Here is a 22722-nt window from a genome sequence, read left to right as displayed (position 1 = left end):
TAGCCGAATTATAACACAAAAAGGTAATGGATTGAACCAAACTATCGTCGTAGAGGCGCCTAATATAAACGAAAGAATCGACAGTTATCTTTCCTTAAAGCTTAAAATTTCAAGAAATCAAATTTCAAATTTGATCAAAAACGAATGTGTAAAGCTAAATTTAAAACCTGTTTTAAAGGGCTCGGTTAAGCTAAATTTAGACGATGTTATCGAAGTTAAGTTCAAAAAAGCCGTGAGTGAAAATTTAGAATTTGAAGCTGATTTTGATGTGCCGATCATCTATGAAGATAATGATCTTATCGTGCTAAATAAACCTGCAAATTTAGTCGTGCACGGAGCACCAAGCGTTAAGGAAGCTACTCTTGTGGATTGGCTTGGCAAAAAGGGCTTTTTGCTCTCTACCTTAAGCGGAGAGAGTAGGGCAGGAATTGTTCATAGGCTGGATAAAGGCACTAGTGGAGCGATAGTGGTTGCTAAAAACAACCGCGCTCACGCGGCACTTTCCGCTCAGCTTAGCGATAAAACAATGGGCAGAATTTATCTTGCCATCACTGATTTGCCGCTAAAAGAAGCTTGCGTAATTAAAAAAAAGATAGGCAGAAATCCAAATAATCGCCTTAAAAAAGCCATTACTAAAGACGGAAGAGAGGCTAAAAGCGCATTTTTGAATTTGGTGGAAAGCGGAAATATAAATTTGATCGCGGCTAAACTTTTTACAGGCAGAACTCATCAGATAAGAGTTCATCTTGCAAGCATAAACCGCCATATTTTAGGCGATACTTTATACGGATTTAAGAGCGAAAATGATAAAATCAGGCGAGTTATGCTTCACGCCTACGGACTTTATTTCAAGCATCCCAGTAGCGGTGAGCATATGAGTTTTGTCGCTTCTATTTGGGGCGATTTTGAAGAAATTTTACTGAGTAAATTTGAGAAAGGGACTATTGATGAAAAAATTGATTTTAAAGGGCTCTTTGACGCTTTTAGCGGTTGTGATAAGTGGCTGCGTATCTCCTAGCACGCCTACGCAAGTCAATGCAAGCTTGCCGACTATCCAAAATTTAAAAACCATAAGCGATATGACCGAAATCGGGTTTGAATGGACGCCTACGCCAAGCCCTGAAGTGGCGGGGTATTATCTGTATCGCTCAAATCCGAACGAAAACAACGGCAAGATGAAAGTGGTAGCAGATATCAAAGATCGCTTCGCAAGCCACCACGTGGATTCAAATTTGGCTCCTGAAACGACATATTCATACGAAATGAGAACATATAACGCAAATAAGCAAATTTCAAACTCCGGTGTCATGATAAGTGCAAGCACTAAAGCTCTTATGGACTCGGTGCCGTTCGTTAGAGCGCTTACAAATTTGCCTGAGCGCGTTAAGCTTATATGGAGACCGCACCCTGATCTTCGCGTAGCTTCTTATATAGTCGAAAAAGCTGACATCGGCAAGGAAAACTGGCGACAGATCGCAGAGGTTAAAGGCAGGCTAAATGCCGAATACATAGACGATAGCGTAAAATCGGGCAGAGCTTATAAATACCGAGTTTTCGTAAAAACAAGTACGGGAACCGTCTCAAAGCCAAGCGCCATAGTCGATTCTACGACCAAGCCACTTCCTAGCACAGTGACAAACATTCAAGCCAGCAACAACACTCCTAAAAAGATCATCTTAACTTGGGATAGCGTAGCAAGCGATGATTTTGGATACTATAAAATTTACAGCGCTTCAAATAAATTTCTGCCTTACACCTATCTTGCTAAAACCAAAACCAACAGCTACGAGGATTTAATAAACGAAAACGGCGCTACAAGATACTATAAAATCACTATCGTAGATAAAGACGGACTTGAGTCAAAGCGTCCGGAAGAAGCCGTAGTGGGGTCTACGTTAGCGGCGATTGAAGCTCCTGTAGTAACCTCAATCGTTGCGGATAGCTCTGCGGTGAAGCTTCAGTGGAGTAGTTCCGAAAAGGCAAGAAGCTATACGGTCATAAGAGAGGGCGGCGATAGCGGAGAGCAAAAATTTACAAATATAACAGGCAACGAATTTATCGATACAAACGTAGCTTACGGACTTAAATACACTTATAGGGTAATCGCCGTAGATGAATACGGCATAAATTCAGACGAGTCCAAAAAGGCATCGGTAAGTATCGAATAATGCCAAATTTCGTAGCCAAAAACTTAAAATTCAACCCTTTGCCTTTCGGCGATGAAGATATCAAATTTCAGTGGGAAGCAAAGGGTAGAAACTCAAATTTGATCTACACTAAAAGCGGTGGCGAGGAGTTTTTTATAGTTATTAAAAAGCGCGAAAAAGAAGGCTTTGTGATAAAGGGTGAAAAGCTTACAAAGCCAGCCAAAATAGGGCTTTTACAACGCGCTTTGGTTAAATTTAAAGAGCTAAATTGTAAAGAAATTTTAACCGAAGCGATGGCTGTTAAAAAAACTCATCTAACCCAAAAATCATCAGCTATCGTTGATACTAACGAAATTTTAGAAATTTTAAAAGAGTCTAAATTTAGCAAAATTTTTATAGAGATCGGCTTTGGCTCTGGCAGACACTTGCTCTATCAAGCCGAAACTAGCGCGGATGCGCTGGTAATCGGCATAGAGGTTTATAAACCCTCGTTAGAGCAGGTTGCAAAGCTTGCTAGAGCTAAAAATTTAAGCAATGTAGCGCTTATAAATACCGATGCAAGATTGCTTTTATCTCTTATAAAATCAAATTTTATAGATAGAATTTTTCTTCATTTTCCCGTGCCTTGGGATGATGCACCTCACAGAAGGGTAGTGTCTGAAAAATTTATAAAAGAGTGTGAAAGAACGCTAAAAAATGGCGGTAAATTTGAGCTTAGAAGCGATTCAAGAGCTTATACCGACTACACGATAGAGCAAATTTTAAATCTTACAAGCGCAAAGCTAAGCCTTTATAAAAATAGAAATTTAGCCGTTAGTAGTAAATATGAAGACAGATGGAAAAAGCAGTCTAAGGACATCTACGACGCTATTTTTGAGTGTGAGACTTATAGTCCTGAGCTCGAAATACTTGATGAACTAAAATTTGAGCATGGATACGATACGCAAAAAATAGCTTCAAATTTTAAAAATTTCACTATAAAAATGGATGATTGCTTTTTGCATTTAGAGGAGAAATTTGAGCTAGAAAGCGGTGAAATTTTAATTCGTGTGGCGTTTGGAGCTTTTGCTTCACCGGAGCATTGCTATGTCTTGGTTGGAAATCAAAAGTGTGAATATCTAATCAAAAAGCCGCTTGTTACAAGGGAAAATTTAAAGGCGCATCTGGCGTTAAAGGAGTATTTGGCGAATGCAAAAAATAATTAGCGCTAAAGAGCTATCTTTGGGCTATACTCAAAGCGAACTCATCGTGCAAAATGTGAATTTCGAAATAGATATGAGCGATTTTGTTTTAATAACAGGCAAGAGCGGAAGCGGCAAATCAACGATAATAAAGTCACTTTACGGAGAGATCAAGCCGTATTCGGGCTCTTTAAACGTCTGCTTAAGCGAGATGGCAAACATCAAGCAAGGCAAGCTGGACGAATTAAGAAAAAAGATCGGTATCATCTTTCAAAACTACCGCCTTATAAACGAATGGAGTGTCGAAAAAAACGTTATGCTGCCTTTGATGATAAAAGGACTTTCGCAAAACGTTTGCAAAAACCAAGCTCAAAAGCTGCTAAAGCATGTAAATTTGCTTCATAAATCCCATAAATATCCGCTTGAGCTAAGCGGCGGTGAGCAGCAAAGAGTAGCCATGGCAAGAGCCTTAGCGCACAATCCGCATCTGCTTTTGTGCGACGAGCCTACAGGGAATTTGGATGATTACTCTAGCGATGTGATTTGGTCTTTATTGAGATCGGCAAAAGAGTTTTTGGGAACTTGCGTAGTGGTCGTAACGCATAAAATTCCTGCCACTTTGCGCATACCTTATCGCCATTTCGTCATAGAAAACGGAGGCTTGCATGAGATCGCTTAAAAACCATTTGGGAGTGATCTTTCCGCTGATAGCGCTACTTTTTTGCGTTCAGTTTATAACGCTTACGGAAAATACGATAAAAGATTATGAAAGATTGATGAATAAAGATTACAACATCATAATCGTAAGCTCAAAAGAGCTTGACGAGGGCATGATAAAGCCGATGGTAAATACTTTTGAATCCATTGAAAGCTTAAGTGCTAAATCCGTCCTTGATAGACTATCTAAGGATATTTCGGCTAAAAATATATCCGCTCTTGAAAACGCCTTGCCTAAATTTTATTCGCTCAAGCTAAATAGCTTTCCAAGCACCGGTTATATGAACGAAATAAGAGATAAAATTTTAAAAATAGACGGAGTGAGCAAGGTTGAGACATTTTCAAAAACTCACGATAAAATTTACAAAATTCTTCAGCTGATCAAGAAAATATCTCAAATTTTCTCGCTATTGATACTTGTTATAGGGCTTATGTTGCTGTTTAAGCAGATGAGAATTTGGCTTTATGAGCATAAAGAGAGAATTGATATCATGACGCTTTTTGGCGCTTCCTTTTGGCTAAAATCGGGAGTTCTTTACAAGATCGCGGTGATTGATTCTTTTATAGCTACGGTTTGTGTTGTGGCTCTTTATATCATGCTTCCTGATTTTGAGATCATAAAAGCTACGGCAAGTGAAGTGGGTATAGACCTAGCCAAAATCGACATCATAGTTGATGGAGCGACGCTTCTTGGCATATCGCTTATTTTAAGCATGATAGCGGTTAGCTTTGTGATGAGACGAGCTAAAAAAGAGAGCTTATGAGAATTTTTACTCTTTTATTTTTTTGTTTTTCGCTCGCTTTTTGTGCGACTACAAACGAAAAGATCAAGGTTCAAACCTCATCTTTGGAAATTTCAAAAGAGATAGAAAAACAGCTTAATAAAAAGCTTGACGATCTTGCAAAAGATATTTTGGCGGGCGAAGATGCGGTTAAGGAAAGCGACAAGAAGATGAAAGAGGTTATCGCTCAAATAGCCGATCTTGAAAAAAACGCTATAGATGCAAATTCCGAACTAAGAGATTTAACCGAGCAAAATAAAGAGCTTCTTGAGAATCAAAAATATATCGAACAAAGCTTAATCCGTATCATCGCGGATCATTTTGCATTTGATTTGATAACGCCAAAAGAGTATGAGGATAGCAACGAAAGCATTATCGCCACTGAAATTTTATCAAATTTAAACAGCGTGCTTAAAGAGGATTTTAAAAATTTGGCGAAAGATTATGAAAAGACGCTGGAACTTATAAAAACGCAAAACAAAAAGATAGAAAATATCAAATCAAACCTCAAAGGATACAAAGAAAAGCAATCAGAACTTGCCGCTTTGCAAGAGGCTCAGTCAAAGACGCTTGCAAATTTAAAAAAAGATAAAAATAACTACTCAAGGCAGCTTTCTGTCATCCACAAAGAGCAAAAAGAGATCAGAAAGACGCTTGAGCAGCTTAAGATACTAGCCAAAGAAGAGAGTGAAGCGGCCAAAAAAGAGGCTGAGAAAAAGGCTAAAGAGGCGGCTAAAAAATCAAAAGATAAGAAATCTGACGGAAGCACTCAAATAGTGATAAATAAAACTACTCCCGATGACAGCGACGTCAAACAGATAGGATCAAGTTATCAGGCAAGTAAAGTAAAAAAATATAGCGGCGAAAAGACCATAGCTCCGCTTGATAGCTTTACCGTAAAGCAAAAATTCGGCAACTATATAGACCCTATATATAACATCAAAATTTTTAACGAATCGGTAGTTCTTAGCTCAAATTCGCCAAATGCCAAGGTTAAAAGCGTGCTAAGCGGTAAAGTAGTCTTTGCCAAAGATACGGCTATGCTTGATAAGGTGGTGATCATAGAAAATGCAAACGGAATTCACACTATATATGCTCATTTAAGCCAGATAGCTCCTACGATAAAGGTCGGCTCAAAAGTTCCTAGAGGATATGTTATAGGACGCGTGGCAAGAGATCTTACGTTTGAAGTTACACAGAAAAACTACCACATAAATCCGCTTGAGATGATAAGCCTTAAATAGCTGTTTGGGGCTTAGAATTAGTAAAATTTAAACACAAATTTGCTAAAATGCGTAAATTTTAAGGAGAATTTATGGAACGTAAAAAGCGAGTGTTGGTTAAATTTTCGGGCGAGGCGTTAGCAGGTGAGAGCGGATTCGGGATAGATAACGGAATTTTGAAATTTATCGCAAATCAGATTAAGGGACTTGTTGAAAACGGCGTTGAAGTAGGTATAGTTATAGGCGGCGGAAATATCATAAGAGGCGTAAGTGCGGCAAAAGACGGCATCATAAAGCGCACAAGCGGCGATCATATGGGTATGCTTGCTACCGTGATAAACTCAATCGCCATGAGAGAGGCGCTTGAGAAAACAGGCTTAAGCGTGCGCGTTCAAAGCGCTATCAAGATGGAAGCGATTTGCGAGACCTTTATCGTAGGACGCGCCCAAAGACATCTTGAAAAAGGACGGGTAGTTATATTTGCCGCAGGAACGGGAAATCCGTTCTTTACGACCGATACGGCTGCGACCCTAAGGGCTATTGAGATTGATGCGGATATGATCATAAAAGCTACTAAAGTAGATGGTGTTTATGATAAAGATCCGAAGAAATTTGATGATGCCAAACTACTAAAAGAGCTTAGCTATGAAGTGGCCATGAATGACAATATAAAAGTTATGGATGATACTGCCATAGCCCTTGCCAAGGATAACAAGCTACCGATTTTAGTATGCAATATGTTTAAGGACGGAAATTTATTAAGCATTATCAACGAAGACGAATCGGCATTTTGTTCGGTAGTTAAAAACTAAATTTAAGGAGAGATGATGAGACTAGAAGAAGTAGCCGCAAGAGCGTTAAAAACAGTAGGAAACGATAGATATAAGCTTTCTTTGGTAGTGGCAAAGCGTGCTGAAGCGCTTGCCGCGGGAGCTAAAAGTCTGCTTGATAAAGATGTAAGCAAGATGAAATTTGCAGATATTGCGCTTTGCGAAATAGCCGAAGGAAAAATCGGCTTAGAGGGCATGGTTGAAGATAATAAATAACGGGCTTTTTTTAGAGCAACTCGTTGATAAAATTTCTGATTGCAGAGATGTTACAAAAGCAAAAGAGATACTATACTCTTTGTTTGAAGTTACTCCAAATGTCGAAAAGGCTATTGATTGGTGCATAACTTTTCATGCGGGGCAATTTAGAAAAAGCGGAGAACCTTACGCGATACATCCTATTTTAGTAGCTTCCATAGTTGCTCATATGGGTGGGAATGACAGCATGATCATCTCTGCTCTTTTGCATGATGTGGTTGAAGATACCGAATGCTCTACGGAAAATTTACAAGAAGAATTTGGCGAAGAGGTAGCTAAGCTGGTTGAGGGGCTAACTAAGATTGTTGCGATTAGAGAAGATAAGCTTGCAAGTTCTGATTCTAACGAGCGACTTGCGGCCTCGGCGATGACTTTTCGCAAGATGCTTTTGGTGTCGATTGAAGATGTACGTGTGCTTGTTATCAAGCTTTGCGATAGGCTTCATAATATGCTTACTCTTGATGCATTAAGGCTTGATAAGCAAAAAAGAATCGCCGAAGAAACTCTTATGGTTTATGCCCCGATCGCGCACAGGCTTGGAATTTCTTCGATTAAAAATTTGCTTGAGGATTTAAGCTTTAAATATGCACTTGCGCAAGAGTATAAGAAGATAGATGACTACATAATTGAGCATAAGCAGCAGCTTCAGCTTAAGCTAAATTCATTTATTGATAAACTTAGTCAAATTTTATTGCAAAACGGCTTTACCGAAGGCAGTTTTGAGATACAAAAGCGGGTTAAGCATCACTACTCCATATACCTAAAAATGCAAAGAAAAGGTATCTCTATAGAAGAGGTGCTTGATCTTTTGGCGGCTAGAATTTTAGTTAAGCAGCCTAAGGATTGCTACCTTGCTCTTGGAAGTTTACACATAAATTTCAACCCTCTCATTTCAAGATTTAAGGATTACATAGCGCTTCCTAAACAAAACGGCTATCAAACAATCCACACTACGATTTTTGACAATAAAAGCATATTTGAAGTTCAAATTCGCACATTTGATATGCATAAAACCGCAGAATACGGAGTTGCCGCACACTGGAAGTATAAAAACGGCGGGTTTTTAAATCCTAAGCTTGACTGGTTAAGCGATATCGGCATGCAAAACGAGACTGAAAACAATCCTGAAGAGCTATACGAATACGCAAAAGATAGCCTTTATGTAGAGGATATAGCCGTTTATTCGCCAAAGGGAGATATTTTTACCCTGCCGCGCGGTGCTACGGCGCTTGATTATGCATATGAAATTCACACCGAGATAGGGCTTCACGCAAAAGAAGCTTACATAAATCGTATGAGAGTGCCGCTTTTAACTGAGCTTAAAAACGGCGATATAGTAAATATAGTAACCGGAGATGAGCCTAAATATCGCTGTTCTTGGCTTGGAAGCGTAAAGACGGGCAAGGCAAAAGCCACTATAAGATCGCTTTGCAAACAAAAGATAAAAGACATAAACAATCTCGTAGCGCTTGAAATTTTAAGCGGAATTTTCGGAGTTTCTACAAATAGAATTTTGGTTTGGCTAGAGAGCGAAAAGCTAACTAAGAAAATTTTTAAAGCCGCTTATGACTCGGTGTATCTGCAAGATGTCGTAAATGCGCTTAAAAAATACATAAGAAAAGATAGACCCTTTGCGCTTAGGCTAACGGATAAATATCTTGTTAGAAAGCAAAAATTTGATCATATAGTTATCTACTCAAATCACAAAATAGCAACCGTTGAGTTTGATTATTGTTGCAATCCAAAAAGAGGCGATGATATCCTTGGCTTTAGGAGCGGATCTCATGTAACCGTTCATCACAAGCTTTGCGAGCGAGCGATGAAGCTTGTCGAAGATAAAAACGAAATGATATTTGTCAAATGGACTCGCAATGCTCCACATAGATACAAGATCATCTTAAGCCTTGAAAATCGCAGAGGCTCTTTGGCTGAATTTTTAACATATCTTGCTAGAATGCAAGTTGATTTAGCTACAATAACTCTTTTAGAGACTCACGACGCTACGGCTGATCTTTTTGATCTAACCGTAGAAATCGGAGAAAATTTAGATATGGCTGAGATAAAAGAGCGATTAAAAGATCGCTATAAGATAATGGAATTTATATCGCTTGATGATGCTTATCATCAAAATTAAGGAAAGAGGCGGTGCAAGAAAAAATTTTAAAAATAATAGAAGAGGTTAAAAAGGGTATTGCGGAGATAATCGGCGAAGAGCAAGTTGTAAATTTAGTTAAAAACTACTACGAAAAGGGTGAAAATTTCTACGTTAAAGCCGGCTTTGATCCGACGGCTCCTGATTTACACCTTGGTCATACGGTAGTGCTTCAAAAGATGGCGCTTTTGCAAAAACACGGTGCGATCGTTCAGTTTCTAATAGGCGACTTTACGGGGCAAATCGGCGATCCGACAGGCAAAAGCGAAACAAGAAAGAAGCTTGATAAAGATACCGTAGCAAAAAATGCTAAAACCTATGAAGAGCAGGTTTTTAAAATTTTAGATCCCGAAAAAACGGTGATAATGTTTAACTCAAAATGGCTAAACGAGCTTGGCTCGGCAGGCATAGTTGAGCTTACAAGCACGTTTCCTGTAGCAAGAATGCTTGAAAGAGACGACTTTGAAAAGAGATTTAAAAGCGGAGCTTCAATATCGATAAGCGAATTTTTATATCCGTTGCTTCAAGGATATGATAGCGTAGCGATGAAATGCGATATCGAAATGGGCGGAACGGATCAGAAATTTAACCTTCTTATGGGAAGAACTTTGCAGCGAATTTATAATGTCGGCAAAGAGCAAGCCGTCATCATGATGCCTTTACTTGAGGGTCTTGACGGGGTTAATAAAATGAGTAAAAGCCTTAAAAACTATATCGGCGTGACGGACAACGCAAACGATATGTTCGGCAAAATTTTAAGCGTGAGCGATGAGCTTATGTGGAGATATTACGAGCTTTTAAGTGAAAAAAGTTTAAGTGAAATTAAGATTTTAAAAGACGAAGTCGCAAACGGCAAGGCTCATCCAAAAGCGGTTAAAGAGGTTCTTGCTCTTGAGATCACCGCTAGATATCACAGCAAAGAGCAAGCCAATGAGGCTAAGGCTGAATTTGATAGAGTGCATTCGCAAAATCAAATTCCAACCGATATAGAGGAATTTAGCCTAAAAGCGCCCGTTTGGATAGTGGAAGCTCTTGCTCATTGCAAGCTAAGCTCTACTAATTCGCAAGCAAGACGCGATATAGCGGCAAATGCCGTTAGTGTAAATCAGATAAAAATAGGTGATGAGCAGATGAAACTTGATTCGGGCGAGTATGTTTTGCAAGTCGGTAAGAGAAAATTTGCAAGACTAAAGGTAATTTAATGAAATTTAGCTCGATCAAAATCGGAAAATACGAGATAAAGTATCCGATAGTTCAAGGCGGAATGGGGCTTGGCATAAGCTGGGACAGACTTGCCGGAAATGTTAGCCTAGAAGGCGGACTTGGAGTGATTAGCTCGGTTGGAACAGGGTATTATGAAAACAGAACTCATATCACAAAAGAGCTTAATTCAAAGCCTTTGGGAAGCGAAAATTTCTATTCGCGCGAGGGACTTAAGGCTGTCATCGATAACGCAAGAAAAATTTGCGGAAATTTGCCGCTTGGTATAAATGTGCTTTGTGCGAGTAACGACTATGCTCGTATCGTAAAGGATGCTTGCGAGCACGGTATAAACGTGATCATAAGCGGAGCAGGCCTGCCTACGAATTTGCCGGAATTTACGCAAAATTTTAAAGAAGTAGCGCTTGTGCCTATAGTATCTTCGGCTAAAGCTCTTAAGATCATCTGTAAGCGCTGGAGTATGAGATATAACCGCCTGCCTGATGCCGTTGTGCTTGAAGGTCCTTTAAGCGGCGGGCATCAGGGCTTTACTTACGAGCAGTGCCTTGATCCTGAATATCAGCTTGAAAATTTGATTAAGCCGGTAAAAGAGGAAATTAAAGAGTGGGGTGATTTCCCGTTAATAGTAGCCGGCGGAATTTGGGATAATGGCGATATCAAAAGAGTTATGGCTCTTGGTGCAAACGGTGTTCAGATGGGGACTAGATTTATAGGAACGCATGAGTGCGATGCCAGCGAAGGCTTTAAGGAAGTCTTGCTAAACGCTAAAAAAGAGGATATTGAGCTTATAAAAAGCCCCGTGGGCTATCCGGCAAGGGGTGTTAGGACAAATCTTATAAATTTAGTCGATCAAAAGACCGGGCCAAAGATAAGCTGCATAAGCAACTGCGTAGCTCCTTGCCAAAGAGGAAAAGAGGCAAAAGAGGTCGGCTACTGTATAGCCGATAGACTTTTTGACGCATTTTCAGGACGAAAAGAAACGGGGCTGTTTTTTACGGGTGCTAACGGATATAAACTAACAGAGATAATAAGCGTAAAGAGGCTTTTTGCAAAACTTTTACATGGCGAAGATAGGTAGAATTTTACTATTATTGCTCTTGATTGTCGGTTTTTCATACGCCGATAGCGCAAGGCTTAAGAAATTTGACAGCGCATTTACTAATGCGAGCAAAAAAGTTAAGCTTGAGCTTCATCACGATATGAAGAGTCTTTATATCAAGTCAATTATCGATAATGATACCAAGACCAAAATAGAAACTTTAAAAAGGCTTATTGAGAGTTCCAAGGCTCTTCAGCTTGACGCACAGCCTTATGAAAAAGAGCTTGCTACAATAAATCAAGGTAAAAATATCGGACAAGCCGATACTAAAAGCACTAAGACGTCTGCTAAAAAGGATGTAAAAAAGCAAACTTACGTAGAAGAAGAGACTATCATCATAGATAAAGACTCTACTAAGAAAAACCCTTTAAAAATTCTTGCCATTATCAAAAATGAAGATAGTTTTGAGATTAAATTCAATCAACCCTTACACCCAAGCGATATCAAACATATGCTTTTGAACACTCAAGGGATGTTTAGAAACGTATATGACTTCAGAGGCGTTTGGACAAGCAAATCTCACACTTTTAAAGATGTGCTTTCAGAAGAAGTTAGAGTAAGTCAGTTTGATAAAAATACTATTCGGGTGGTTTTTTCAAACAAAAAAGAGCAAAAGCTTGATTTTTATATAGATGCAAATTCCGTTCATTTTATAATGGCCGGACAAAAAAAGCCTGCTTTAAAAGTAGCTAAAGACGACAAGCAAAAAAGCTTGAAGCAGGATAAAAAGCAAGTTCAAAACGAGCAAAGCTCAAATAAAGGCGCGATACCTATTAAAAAAACAGGCGGTAAGACTATCGTGCTTGACGCGGGACACGGAGGCGATGACCCGGGCGCTATAAATGGAAAGCTAAAAGAGAAAAATATCGTGCTAAATATCGCTTTAAAGACAGGCGATGAGCTTAAAAAACGCGGATATAAGGTCTTTTATACCCGCACAAAGGATAAATTTATAAACCTCAGAAGTAGAACCAAGCTTGCTAACGACAAGCTTGCCGATCTTTTCATCTCTATACACGCAAATGCCGCTCCAAATAAGCAAAAAGGCGAAGTTATGCAAGGTATCGAGACATTTTTCCTCTCGCCTGCAAGAAGCGAGCGTAGCAAAAATGTAGCCGCACTTGAAAACAAATCGGACATAGACGAGATGAATTTCTTCTCTAAACAGACCTTTTTAAATTTCTTAAACAGAGAAAAGATCATAGCCTCAAACAAGCTTGCTATCGATATCCAAAGAGAGGTTCTTGCCAGAACCAAAAAGATAAATTCAAAGGTCGTTGACGGTGGAGTAAGAGAGGCTCCGTTTTGGGTTCTGGTGGGTGCGCTTATGCCCGCTGTTTTGCTTGAAGTGGGCTACATCTCACATCCTGATGAAGGCAAGCTAATAAGTAAGTCAAACTACCAAGACGCTATCGCTAAAGGAATTGCTAACGGCGTTGATGTCTATTTTGCAAATCAGCAATGAAAACCGCTCAAATTTCCTTTAAAGACGGAGTTGCTTATAGCGATGATTTTGGAGATATATACTTTAGCGCCGATAATCCTGCCGGCGAGAGCGAGTATGTATTTGCAAGTGCAATTAATGAAATTTGGGACAGGCAAGATCGGTTTATCATCGCTGAAGCCGGCTTTGGAGCGGGGCTAAATTTTTTAACAACACTAAACAAATTTAAAGACTCAAGCAAATTTTTGCATTATGTTAGTATCGAGGCAAACCCTATCAGCAGGGAAAATCTTGTTAGAATTTATCAAAATTTAGGTGTTTTTAAAGAGCTTTCAAATGAGCTTATAAAAAGCTATCCGCCGCTTATACAAGGATTTCACCGGCTAAATTTTGCAAATTCACGTATCACGCTTGATCTTTGCTTTGGCAAGATCGATCAAATTTTGCCCGAGCTTGATTTTAGAGCCGATATCTGGTTTATGGACGGATTTGCACCCAGCAAAAACGATAGTATGTGGAGCGATGAAGTTTTTAAAGGAATTTGTTATCTAAGCAAAACAGATACGATATTGCGAACATATTCAAGCGCAAGAGTCGTAAAAGACGCTCTTGTTAAAAATAATTTTGAAGTTACATTGCTAAAAGGCTTTGGCAAAAAGCGCGAGATGATAAGCGCTAGACTTATGAGCGAAAAAGGCGTAGTAAAAAACCCTTGGTTTAGTAGATACGACACGCAAAATAACTCTAAAAAGGCAAAAACAGCGCTTATCATAGGTGCGGGCGTGGCAGGTTGTGTTAGCGCTTATAAGCTAAATGAGCTTGGCGTAAAAGTTACTTTGGCTGAAAAGAAAGACAAGATAGCTACAAACGGCTCTGGAAATCATGCTGGAATTTTAATGCCGCTTATCACAAAGCCGGAGGTAGAGCTTGGCAGAATGCACATGAACGCTTTTTTGCAGGCCGTTAGGTTTTATAAAGATACGATGAGTTCAAGCGAGTGCGAATTTAGCGGTGTTATAGACTATGCACACGAAGATAAGCTGCTTGAGCGTCTTTTAAAGTGGCAGGAATTTGATAGTCAAAATGGAGTTTTTGATATAAATTTAAGCAGCTTGCCGTATCCAAGTGCATTTATAAAAGAGGGTGCTAAGGCTAGACCTCGCAAGATGTGTGAGGTTGCAAGCAGGTGCGCCAATGTCTTGCTTGGATACGATTTTGAGAGTTATGAAAATTTGCCAGATGGTAAAATATCGGCGAAATTTAAAAATGGAAAAACCATAATTAGCGACGTTTTGATACTTGCTATCGGTAGTGATAGTATGGAATTCTTTGCGAAGTTTGATATGCGGCTTAGCTCGGTTCGCGGGCAGGTTACGCATATCAAAGAGGCTATCAAAACAAAATTGCCTTTTAGTGCAAAAGGCTACGTTTGCCCTGAGGTTGATGGCGTGCAGGTTGTCGGTGCAACCTATGATAGAAATTTAAAACTAGACGATCCTAGAAGCAGCGATGATGAGAAAAATTTAGCCGATATAGTCGAGTTTTTGAGTGGCAAAGAGCCTGAAATTTTAGGCTCAAAAGTAGGCTATAGAAGCTATAGCGGAGATAGATTTCCGATTGTCGGAAGGCTTTATGATGAGGAATTTTATAAAAATAGTTATAAAGCGCTTCTTTGGACGAAAAATAAAAGCGAAAATTTAAACGCCAAATATATCCCAAATGTCTATATCAATACCGCCCATGGCTCGCGCGGACTCTGCACCGCCGTGCTTGCGGCTGAGCTCATCTGTGATCTTGCTTTTGAACGCCCGCTATGTATAGAAAAGAGCCTTTTTGACGCACTTCATCCGGCTAGATTTTTGATACGAAAGCTTAAAAAGGGCATTAAGTAGTTTTTAAAATTTAAACGCGATCTATTCAAATTAATTAGCACTAGCTATATTTATCACGTCTTATAAAATAACTCGTTATAATAAATCCATGAAAAAGCTTTTTGTCCTTGCTCTTATAATAGTGTTTTTTACCGCTTTTATCTATATGTTTAGACCGTCGATTCAGACTGAGCCCGGTGGCGTGGCGAGTGCTGCACGCACGATATTTTGACTTTCGATTTTATATATAATTTATCTAAGCGATCCCGATAATATAAAATGTATGATAAATTTCTTTAGCAGTAATGATATTGCTCTTTTTATTCTAATTTTAATAAGTTTTTGTCTAATTTATATGCAGGTTATTTTGTGATTTTATTAAATGGGCTTAAAAATTTTAGTTAATAAAAATCTTTTTAAGCCCATTATTTTGATTTATAAACTCTAATTAGTGAAATTCACTACTATAGGCACAAGCTGTGGAAATACATGAACCACGAGCCAAGTTATGATGCTTGCTAAAACTATAAAAATAAGAGAATATTTAAGCGTAAATTTTAGTACTTCGCTTTCTCTCCCTGCCATTCCTACGGCTGCGCATGCTACGGCTATGCTTTGAGGACTGATGATTTTGCCGACTACTCCGCCCACAGTATTTGCGGCTAGAAATATAACATCGGGTACATTTAACTGATTAGCCGTTACTTGTTGAAGGGTTCCAAAAAGCAAATTTGCACTAGTAACCGAACCTGTTAAAAAGACACCAAGCCAACCTATAACAGGCGAAAATAGGCTAAATGCATTACCTGTACTTGAAAAGGCAAGTCCCATAGTTGCGGCTTGACCGCTGTATTTTGCTATATAGGCGTAAGAGACTATGAATCCTATAGTTATGATCGGCATTGTCATCTCTTTTATAGCTTCTATCGCAGAATCTTTCGCCACTTCAAATTTGATTCTAAGAGTAAGTATAGTAAGTGCTGCCGCTAACAGTATTGCCGTTCCCGTAGCTTTTATGATGGACCAACTATAGATAGCCGATATAGCTTGCTCTCCTTCTACTATAGGAGCTGCTTGCACTACCGTGTTGTGTAAATTCGGTATTTCGAATTTGATATCCGCAAATCCCATTATGCTTTTAAATATGTCTAAATTCCAAACAACAATAGCAACAATAACAAATATAAACGGCAGCCACGCCTTTACAATTTGCTCAAATCCAAGATTCTTTGTTTGTGTGAAATCTTCTTTGCCGTCAAGTCTAAAAATATTTTTTATCTTAAATAAGTTAATAGCAATGGATAGCATAAAGATAGATACGATAGCCGATGTTATATTTACAAGCTCAGGACCTAAAAATTTAGCTGTTGCGTATTGTGTAACGGTATAGCTAGCTGCAACCACGATAACGTGAGGCAATACATCTTTTATTCGTTTAAAGCCACCCACCAAAAAAACCAGAAAAAATGGAACTAAAAATGTTATAGGCGGAAGCATCCTAGCTACCATAGTTGATATGAGAGTCTGATCTAAATTTACGGTTCCCGCTAAAGCCGTAATCGGTATACCCACCGCTCCAAAGGCAGCACCTGCGGTGTTGGCTACCATGCTAAGTCCTGCTGCACTTAAAGGTTTAAGCCCAAGGCCCATTAGCAGTGCAGCACATATCGCAACAGGAGCGCCAAAACCTATCGCTCCTTCTAAAAAAGAGCCGAAACAAAAGGCTATGAGCATGACTTGAATTCTATGATCGGGCGATATAATCATGATACTAGCCTTGAGCACCTCAAAATATCCTGATTTAACACTAAGTTTGTAAAGAAAAATAGCACACAGGATAATCCAAGCAATAGGCCAAAGACCATATAAAAACCCGTAAATAAAACTCATACCGACTGCTATAATAGGCATTTTGTAAAACAAAATAGCCACCACGACACTAACGATGACGGTCAAAAATGCCGCTACATATCCTTTTAGTTTAAAAACTACAAGAGAAAGCAAGAATACAAATATAGGCAAAGCGGCGATAGCTGCGCTAAGCCATAAATTTGAAACAGGATCGTAGTTTTGTATAAAGTAATTTTGCATTTTTTCTCCTAATCTAAATCCGCTAAAGCTAAATTTGCCTATGACTATTTGCGAAATATCGGAGTAGGATAAGTGCCCGGTATCAAGATGTCGCTTGTAACGTTTTGGATATTGCGGTGTCCTGCAAAAGCCATTGTAGTATCCATCTCGTCATATAAAATTTTAAGAGCTCTTGTTACCCCGGCTTCTCCGTAAGCGCCCAATCCGTAAACAGGCGCTCTTCCTAGCATAATACCCTTTGCTCCTATAGCCCAAGCTTTTAGCATATCTTGACCACTATAAAATCCGCTATCAATCCAAACTTCCGTTTTATCGCCGACAGCCGAAACTATGTCGGGAAGAGCTTTTATAGAAGAGATCGTGTCATCCATTTGACGTCCGCCATGATTTGAAACTATTATTGCATCGGCTCCGTGCTTAACCGCATTCTCTGCATCTTCAGGCAGCATAATGCCCTTTAAAATAAGCTTTCCGCCCCATAAATTTTTAATCTCTTCTATATCGCTCCAGTTTAAACTCGGATCAAACTGCTCTTTGGTCCAAGAGCTAAGCGAGCTTAAATCGCTTACGTTCTTGGCGTGTCCGGCGATGTTTCTAAATGTCCATCTTCTATTTTTAAGATATCTTAATCCCCATGGTATTTTAGTGCTTAAATTTATTAAATTCGGTATTGTGAATTTCGGCGGAGTAGAAAGACCGTTTTTGATATCGCGATGTCTATTTCCCAGTACTTGCAAATCAACAGTTACCATTAAGGCAGAGCATTTAGCGTCTTTAGCTCTTCTTATGAGATCTTTCATAAAATCCCTATCGCGCATAACATAAAGTTGAAACCAAAACGGCTCTATTCCTGCTTCTACAAGATCTTCAATAGAGCAAATCGACATAGTAGAAAGAGTAAAAGGTATACCAAATTTTTGTGCGGCTCTAGCCATATGTATCTCGCCGTCCGCCCACATCATACCCATAAAACCTACAGGAGCGGTCATAGCCGGGAATTTGACCGTCTCTCCTAACAATTTGGTTTCAAGCTTCCTGTTTGTCATATCAACTAAAATTTTCTGCTTGAATTTGATAGATTTAAAATCAGTGTGATTTTCATGGTAGGTTCTTTGAGTCCAAGAGCCCGTATCTACGTATTCGTAGAACATTTTTGGAACATTGTGGTAGCAAACTTGTCTTAGATCCTCTATGTTGGTCATTAGAGTTAAGTCTTGCATGGTTTTATCCTTCTTAAGAATTGATTAACTTTGGTAATATGATTTTTATATGGAAATATTAAAAATCATTCTCATAAAATTACCGACAATTATCTCTTATTATAACTTTTTAAATAATAAATTTATTGTTGTAGTTTATATCTTAAAGAATGCAAGTTTAAATATATAATTCTATATTTTACTTCTTTAAAATTTTATCAAGATATTAAATGATTTATATATCAAATTTTATGGATGTAGATAAAACAATAAACAGCATGATTGCTATTTATTGTTTTATTTTAAAATTTATTTTGTAGTATTGGAGTCTGCCGGTTTTTTGTGTTCAAATTTCTTTGAAAATCCGCCGTATTTTTGAGTTTTGCCTCCGTGCATATCTATGACGCCTCTTTCTTGTGAGGCGGCAAGTAATGAGGCGCAAGCTGTTAGTATAAGTAGTATTTGTTTCAAATTTTACCTTTTAAAGCCCCAAATTTAGGGGCTTATATTATTTATAGCTTTTTATCGCTTTATCTAAAATTTCTTTTGCCGTATCGGCACACTTAAACTCTTTTACTTTTACCCATTTGTTCGGTTCAAGCATTTTATAGGTTTCAAAGAAGTTTTTTATCTTATTTAACGTCGCTTCAGGAAGGTCTTTGTATGTTTTTATATTCTCGTATCTTGGATCTATTTTGCTAACAGGAACCGCAAGAAGTTTTTCGTCCATTCCCGCCTCATCTTCCATCACGAGAACTCCGATCAATCGGCAAGGGATGACACTGCCGGCTTGCAAAGGATACTCGTTAAGCACCAAGATATCGGCAGGATCGCCGTCCTCTGCTAGCGTGTTTGGTACGAAGCCGTAGTTTGCAGGGTAAAACATCGCAGAATACAGTACTCGATCAACGAAAACCGCACCGCTGTCTTTGCAAATTTCATATTTTATGTTTGAGCCGTATGGGATTTCGATTACGGCATTGATTTTATCGGGATTTGAGCCCGCTTTGATTTTTGATATATCCATGTTTGCTCCTTGGTTTATTTGCGTGTGATTATACTTATTTGCGGCTTTTATTTAAGTTAAATTTGACAGCCTGCACTTGATATCGGCTTTGGTATAAGTTGATTTATGATACTTGATAAAGCAGGTTTGAGATTAAATCTAATAGACATTGAGATGAGGCGGTTTTAAAGTTTTGGTTTAAATTAGCCTTTGTAAAGCTATGATAAGTTATATGGCTGTTTTGGTGAGTTGCAAATCAAATTTGCCCTAAAGCCCTCTTTGCAAAATTTGAGTTTTAAAAAAGGCTTTAGAGTGTATGGTTGGTTATTTTATTATTTCAACAGATTTTACGTCTATTGTTGTTTTTGTAAGATCTTTATCGACTTTGCCCGTTATTCTTATAGGCGTGTTTTCATCTACCGTTACGCCTTTCCAGATGTGATTGTCTATTTCTATCTCGACTACATCGCCGCTTTTACCTACAAATTCGTAGTGTTCGGCTCTGATTTGCGATCTTATTTTACCTTCAAGTATGACAGGGGCGTCATCTCTTAAATTTAAAGCCTCTTTTACGCTCATTAAAGTCGCACTTCCCTTGCCGGTAAATCCGCCTTGATTTTGCGTAGTGTTGGCGTTAGCACCCGTAAATCCTCCGCTTGCTAGAAGCGAGCTAGCCAAAAGAGCTGAAATAGTGATTTTCTTTAACATTGTTTTATCCTTTTAAATTTTTATTTTTTAAGCTCCGTGGAGCCGACTTTTGTTGCTCTTATTATAACTATCTGTGAAATTTGTTATAAATTAAGTCAAATTGTAATGGGAATTTGTTAAGAAAAGGTTAATAAGAATTTGGGGCTTTTTCTCGGATTAATATCAAATAAGTAGGTGCGCTAATTTCATCGCTACCCTCACCGATTTCACAAACAAAATCCAAATTTATATCACTTGCCTTGGTGTTTTTTAAGAATTTATCTATCTTGCGTTCAATGGCTTTACTTGCGTTATCGCTGCACTTAGTATAGCTGGCTTCTATTGAAGTGTTTGTTAATCCACACCCTGCCAGTAGCGTCATAAGCGCAGCGATAATAAGCTTTTTCATTAGAGTAAATTTAAAATAAGCTTTCTCATATCATCTACGATCTCATCGATCGTTCTTTCGCCGTTTATCTCGTGAAGCAAATTTTTGCTTGAATAAAATTCACGAATTGCGCCGATTGGCTCAAGATATACTTTCATGCGGTTATTAAAGACTTCGTTGTTATCATCGGCGCCTCTTGCACGTCCAAGCACACGCTCTCTGGCTACATCTTCGCTAACGGCAACTTCGATAACGCCTTTTAGCGCGATTTCATTTTGCGCAGAGAGGACTTTATCAAGCTCACTCATCTGTTCAACACTTCTAGGATATCCGTCAAGCACGACATTTGGTGTTTTGGAGCTTTTTATAGCGCTTATTATCGCATTTACGACCACTTCAAGAGGGACTAAATTTCCTTTTGAGATGTAGCTGTCGATAAGTTTGCCCAGCTCGCTTCCGCTGGCAACTTCTTCTCTAAGCAGATCGCCCGTGGAGTAGTGAGTAAAGCTTTCATCGCCTTTTGCGATCAAATTTGCGTCTGTTGTCTTACCGCTTCCCGGTGCTCCGATTATTAAAAATAGTTTTTTCATCAAATTTCCTTAGTTGGTTTTTTCTCTTAGTCTAAGTCCAAGCTCTCGAAGTTGCTCGGAATTTGCTTCGCTTGGCGCTTTTGTCATAGGGCATTGTGCGCGCTGTGTTTTAGGGAATGCGATGACGTCGCGAATGCTGGTTGATTTAGTAGCCAGCATCACAAGGCGATCAAATCCTATCGCTATACCTCCGTGCGGTGGCGCTCCAAAGCTAAGCGCGTCAAGCAGGAAGCCAAATTTCTCTCTTTGCTCGGCTTCATCTATGCCAAGAAGTTTAAATACCTTTTGCTGAACGTCATTTTTATGTATTCTCACGCTTCCTCCACCTAGTTCAAAGCCGTTTAGCACAACGTCGTGAGCTATGGATAGGATATCTTCCAGGTCCTCTTCGTCTATATTTTTAGGCATGGTAAACGGATGGTGCATTGCAGAGTAGCTTCCGTCGTCGTTTTGTTCAAACATAGGGAAGTCTAGCACCCATAAAAATTCCATTCTGTCTTGATCGATGATTCCCATTTGCTCAGCTAAGAAAATTCTAAATCTTCCCATATAGTCAAGCACTATCTTTTTCTTGCCTGCACCGAAAAATACGACATCGCCAAGTTTTAACTCGCATCTATCAACTATCTCTTGAAGGTCTTTTTCTTCAAAGAATTTGCAAAGCGGACCTTTTAATCCGTCCTCTTTCATCTGGAAGTATCCTAGTCCTTGAGCTCCGAATTTGCGCACAAATTCTTCAAATCTATTCATCTCGCGTTTGCTGAATATATTATCTCCGTTTGGCACTTTAAGCGCTTTTATGCGGTTTTTCTTAGGATCTTTTGCGATAGAGCTAAAAATTTCATTTGTCGAGCGAGCAAATATATCAATCACGTCAACCATAGCTAGATCGTATCTAAGGTCAGGTTTATCCGAGCCGTATGTTTCGGTAGCTTCTTTGTAGCTCATGCGTCTAAACGGCGTTTTGACATCATATCCGCAGGCTGCAAAGATGTCTTTTAGAACTTCTTCAGCCATATTTAATATATCATCTTGCTTAATAAAGCTCATCTCGATATCAATCTGCGTAAATTCAGGCTGGCGATCAGCTCGCAAATCCTCGTCTCTAAAGCATTTTGCTATCTGGAAGTATTTATCAAAGCCAGAACACATCAAAAGCTGCTTAAATAGCTGAGGGCTTTGCGGAAGTGCATAAAATTGTCCCGGATATACGCGGCTTGGCACCAGATAATCTCTTGCGCCTTCGGGTGTAGCGCGAGTTAGGATAGGCGTTTCAAATTCTATAAAGCCAAGCCTATCAAGTGCGTTTCTAGCAGCAATCGCAGCCTTTGAGCGCATTTTAAAGATATTTTGCAAGCGCTCGTTTCTTAAGTCCAAAAAGCGGTATTTAAGCCTGATGTCTTCATTTACCGAGTTATCGTTGATCATAAACGGAAGCGGTTCGCTTGGGTTTTCAACTATTACTTCGCCAACTACGACTTCGATCTCGCCGGTCTTTAGCCTTGGATTTACAAGTCCTTCGCCACGCGCTCTTATCTTGCCTTTAATTTTTAAAACATACTCGTCGCGAACTTTTGACGCTATTTCATGAGCGCTTATGCTATCGGCAGGATCGCAAACCAGCTGGATTAGCCCTGTTCTATCTCTTAAATCGATAAAGATAACTCCGCCGTGGTCTCTATATGTATTGACCCAGCCGCAAAGATCGACTTCTTTGCCGATGTCCGCCGCACTAAGCTCTGCGCAATAATGGCTTCGCATTAGATACTCCTTAAAATTCGTTTTTGAAAGCCTGATTATACTCAAATTTTGCTTTTGCCGAGCTTTTAAACCAAAATA

Annotated in this window: 22 protein-coding genes; 14 read left to right on the top strand and 8 right to left on the bottom strand. The window is 39.1% G+C overall.

Going from position 1 to position 22722, the window contains the following annotated elements:
• The first annotated feature begins 31 nt into the window (after positions 1 to 31).
• The 14 genes from CORI_RS06875 to CORI_RS10800 all read left to right on the top strand — a co-directional run bounded on the left by CORI_RS06875 (position 32) and on the right by CORI_RS10800 (position 15154).
• Positions 32 to 1018 (top strand): RluA family pseudouridine synthase, encoded by a 987-nt coding sequence (locus CORI_RS06875; RefSeq protein ID WP_254064905.1) that lies wholly within the window; start codon positions 32 to 34, stop codon positions 1016 to 1018.
• On the top strand, positions 948 to 2168 hold the full coding sequence (locus tag CORI_RS06870; RefSeq protein WP_173031341.1) for a fibronectin type III domain-containing protein: 1221 nt from the start codon (positions 948 to 950) through the stop codon (positions 2166 to 2168). The genes CORI_RS06875 and CORI_RS06870 overlap by 71 nt, the downstream gene beginning before the upstream one ends.
• Positions 2168 to 3352, top strand: a complete 1185-nt coding sequence (gene trmB, locus CORI_RS06865) for a tRNA (guanosine(46)-N7)-methyltransferase TrmB (RefSeq protein WP_173031340.1) — start codon at positions 2168 to 2170, stop codon at positions 3350 to 3352. The genes CORI_RS06870 and trmB overlap by 1 nt, the downstream gene beginning before the upstream one ends.
• On the top strand, positions 3336 to 4007 hold the full coding sequence (locus tag CORI_RS06860) for a cell division ATP-binding protein FtsE (RefSeq protein ID WP_169942584.1): 672 nt from the start codon (positions 3336 to 3338) through the stop codon (positions 4005 to 4007). Before trmB ends, CORI_RS06860 begins: the two co-directional genes overlap by 17 nt.
• The gene (locus tag CORI_RS06855; RefSeq protein WP_173031339.1) at positions 3994 to 4809 is read left to right on the top strand and encodes an FtsX-like permease family protein; all 816 of its coding nucleotides are present in this window, start codon (positions 3994 to 3996) and stop codon (positions 4807 to 4809) included. Before CORI_RS06860 ends, CORI_RS06855 begins: the two co-directional genes overlap by 14 nt.
• Complete coding sequence (locus CORI_RS06850; protein ID WP_173031338.1) at positions 4806 to 6071, top strand: murein hydrolase activator EnvC; 1266 nt, start codon at positions 4806 to 4808, stop codon at positions 6069 to 6071. Before CORI_RS06855 ends, CORI_RS06850 begins: the two co-directional genes overlap by 4 nt.
• Positions 6072 to 6142: 71 nt before the next feature.
• A complete protein-coding gene (gene pyrH / locus CORI_RS06845) occupies positions 6143 to 6862 on the top strand; it encodes a UMP kinase (RefSeq protein ID WP_169942578.1) in 720 nt (239 codons plus the stop codon).
• A gap of 15 nt (positions 6863 to 6877) precedes the next feature.
• Positions 6878 to 7096: a DNA-directed RNA polymerase subunit omega gene (locus tag CORI_RS06840; RefSeq protein WP_173031337.1), complete on the top strand. Its 219-nt coding sequence runs from the start codon at positions 6878 to 6880 to the stop codon at positions 7094 to 7096.
• The gene (locus CORI_RS06835) at positions 7080 to 9269 is read left to right on the top strand and encodes a bifunctional (p)ppGpp synthetase/guanosine-3',5'-bis(diphosphate) 3'-pyrophosphohydrolase (protein ID WP_173031336.1); all 2190 of its coding nucleotides are present in this window, start codon (positions 7080 to 7082) and stop codon (positions 9267 to 9269) included. The genes CORI_RS06840 and CORI_RS06835 overlap by 17 nt, the downstream gene beginning before the upstream one ends.
• 11 nt (positions 9270 to 9280) lie before the next feature.
• The gene (tyrS, locus tag CORI_RS06830) at positions 9281 to 10489 is read left to right on the top strand and encodes a tyrosine--tRNA ligase (RefSeq protein ID WP_173031335.1); all 1209 of its coding nucleotides are present in this window, start codon (positions 9281 to 9283) and stop codon (positions 10487 to 10489) included.
• The gene (locus tag CORI_RS06825; protein ID WP_173031334.1) at positions 10489 to 11586 is read left to right on the top strand and encodes a nitronate monooxygenase; all 1098 of its coding nucleotides are present in this window, start codon (positions 10489 to 10491) and stop codon (positions 11584 to 11586) included. The genes tyrS and CORI_RS06825 overlap by 1 nt, the downstream gene beginning before the upstream one ends.
• Positions 11555 to 13072 (top strand): N-acetylmuramoyl-L-alanine amidase, encoded by a 1518-nt coding sequence (locus CORI_RS06820; protein WP_254064904.1) that lies wholly within the window; start codon positions 11555 to 11557, stop codon positions 13070 to 13072. Before CORI_RS06825 ends, CORI_RS06820 begins: the two co-directional genes overlap by 32 nt.
• Positions 13069 to 14943, top strand: a complete 1875-nt coding sequence (gene mnmC / locus CORI_RS06815; RefSeq protein WP_173031333.1) for a bifunctional tRNA (5-methylaminomethyl-2-thiouridine)(34)-methyltransferase MnmD/FAD-dependent 5-carboxymethylaminomethyl-2-thiouridine(34) oxidoreductase MnmC — start codon at positions 13069 to 13071, stop codon at positions 14941 to 14943. The genes CORI_RS06820 and mnmC overlap by 4 nt, the downstream gene beginning before the upstream one ends.
• 88 nt (positions 14944 to 15031) lie before the next feature.
• Positions 15032 to 15154, top strand: coding sequence for a hypothetical protein (locus CORI_RS10800; protein ID WP_301952197.1), 123 nt, complete (start codon positions 15032 to 15034; stop codon positions 15152 to 15154).
• Positions 15155 to 15366: 212 nt separating this feature from the next.
• On the opposite strand, the gene CORI_RS06810 is transcribed toward CORI_RS10800, so the two are convergent.
• The 8 genes from CORI_RS06810 to aspS all read right to left on the bottom strand — a co-directional run bounded on the left by CORI_RS06810 (position 15367) and on the right by aspS (position 22644).
• A complete protein-coding gene (locus CORI_RS06810) occupies positions 15367 to 17013 on the bottom strand; it encodes an L-lactate permease (RefSeq protein ID WP_173031332.1) in 1647 nt (548 codons plus the stop codon).
• 44 nt (positions 17014 to 17057) lie between these two features.
• Positions 17058 to 18233, bottom strand: a complete 1176-nt coding sequence (locus CORI_RS06805) for an alpha-hydroxy acid oxidase (RefSeq protein WP_173031331.1) — start codon at positions 18231 to 18233, stop codon at positions 17058 to 17060.
• Between the two features lie 288 nt (positions 18234 to 18521).
• The gene (locus tag CORI_RS06800; RefSeq protein WP_173031330.1) at positions 18522 to 18683 is read right to left on the bottom strand and encodes a hypothetical protein; all 162 of its coding nucleotides are present in this window, start codon (positions 18681 to 18683) and stop codon (positions 18522 to 18524) included.
• A gap of 37 nt (positions 18684 to 18720) precedes the next feature.
• Positions 18721 to 19239: an inorganic diphosphatase gene (gene ppa, locus CORI_RS06795; protein WP_169942569.1), complete on the bottom strand. Its 519-nt coding sequence runs from the start codon at positions 19237 to 19239 to the stop codon at positions 18721 to 18723.
• Between the two features lie 303 nt (positions 19240 to 19542).
• Entirely contained in the window at positions 19543 to 19926 is a 384-nt protein-coding gene (locus CORI_RS06790) for a YgiW/YdeI family stress tolerance OB fold protein (protein WP_173031329.1), read from the bottom strand.
• Between the two features lie 127 nt (positions 19927 to 20053).
• Positions 20054 to 20314, bottom strand: a complete 261-nt coding sequence (locus tag CORI_RS06785) for a hypothetical protein (RefSeq protein ID WP_173031328.1) — start codon at positions 20312 to 20314, stop codon at positions 20054 to 20056.
• Positions 20314 to 20883, bottom strand: coding sequence for an adenylate kinase (locus CORI_RS06780; protein WP_173031327.1), 570 nt, complete (start codon positions 20881 to 20883; stop codon positions 20314 to 20316). Before CORI_RS06780 ends, CORI_RS06785 begins: the two co-directional genes overlap by 1 nt.
• Before the next feature lie 9 nt (positions 20884 to 20892).
• On the bottom strand, positions 20893 to 22644 hold the full coding sequence (gene aspS, locus CORI_RS06775) for an aspartate--tRNA ligase (protein ID WP_173031326.1): 1752 nt from the start codon (positions 22642 to 22644) through the stop codon (positions 20893 to 20895).
• Positions 22645 to 22722: the final 78 nt, after the last annotated feature.

Origin of the sequence: Campylobacter sp. CCUG 57310, from assembly GCF_013201975.1 — a bacterium.
Classification (GTDB): domain Bacteria; phylum Campylobacterota; class Campylobacteria; order Campylobacterales; family Campylobacteraceae; genus Campylobacter_A; species Campylobacter_A canis.
The sequence above is the reverse complement of the archived record's forward strand: the minus strand, read 5'-3'. Positions and strand labels throughout refer to the sequence as shown.

Coding starts and splice junctions, on each gene's coding strand:
- CORI_RS06870 (WP_173031341.1), top strand. CDS start 948: ATGAAAAAATTGATTTTAAAGGGCTCTTTGACGCTTTTAGCGGTTGTG.
- trmB (WP_173031340.1), top strand. CDS start 2,168: ATGCCAAATTTCGTAGCCAAAAACTTAAAATTCAACCCTTTGCCTTTC.
- CORI_RS06860 (WP_169942584.1), top strand. CDS start 3,336: ATGCAAAAAATAATTAGCGCTAAAGAGCTATCTTTGGGCTATACTCAA.
- CORI_RS06855 (WP_173031339.1), top strand. CDS start 3,994: ATGAGATCGCTTAAAAACCATTTGGGAGTGATCTTTCCGCTGATAGCG.
- CORI_RS06850 (WP_173031338.1), top strand. CDS start 4,806: ATGAGAATTTTTACTCTTTTATTTTTTTGTTTTTCGCTCGCTTTTTGT.
- pyrH (WP_169942578.1), top strand. CDS start 6,143: ATGGAACGTAAAAAGCGAGTGTTGGTTAAATTTTCGGGCGAGGCGTTA.
- CORI_RS06840 (WP_173031337.1), top strand. CDS start 6,878: ATGAGACTAGAAGAAGTAGCCGCAAGAGCGTTAAAAACAGTAGGAAAC.
- CORI_RS06825 (WP_173031334.1), top strand. CDS start 10,489: ATGAAATTTAGCTCGATCAAAATCGGAAAATACGAGATAAAGTATCCG.
- mnmC (WP_173031333.1), top strand. CDS start 13,069: ATGAAAACCGCTCAAATTTCCTTTAAAGACGGAGTTGCTTATAGCGAT.
- CORI_RS10800 (WP_301952197.1), top strand. CDS start 15,032: ATGAAAAAGCTTTTTGTCCTTGCTCTTATAATAGTGTTTTTTACCGCT.
- CORI_RS06810 (WP_173031332.1), bottom strand. CDS start 17,013: ATGCAAAATTACTTTATACAAAACTACGATCCTGTTTCAAATTTATGG.
- CORI_RS06805 (WP_173031331.1), bottom strand. CDS start 18,233: ATGCAAGACTTAACTCTAATGACCAACATAGAGGATCTAAGACAAGTT.
- ppa (WP_169942569.1), bottom strand. CDS start 19,239: ATGGATATATCAAAAATCAAAGCGGGCTCAAATCCCGATAAAATCAAT.
- CORI_RS06790 (WP_173031329.1), bottom strand. CDS start 19,926: ATGTTAAAGAAAATCACTATTTCAGCTCTTTTGGCTAGCTCGCTTCTA.
- CORI_RS06785 (WP_173031328.1), bottom strand. CDS start 20,314: ATGAAAAAGCTTATTATCGCTGCGCTTATGACGCTACTGGCAGGGTGT.
- CORI_RS06780 (WP_173031327.1), bottom strand. CDS start 20,883: ATGAAAAAACTATTTTTAATAATCGGAGCACCGGGAAGCGGTAAGACA.
- aspS (WP_173031326.1), bottom strand. CDS start 22,644: ATGCGAAGCCATTATTGCGCAGAGCTTAGTGCGGCGGACATCGGCAAA.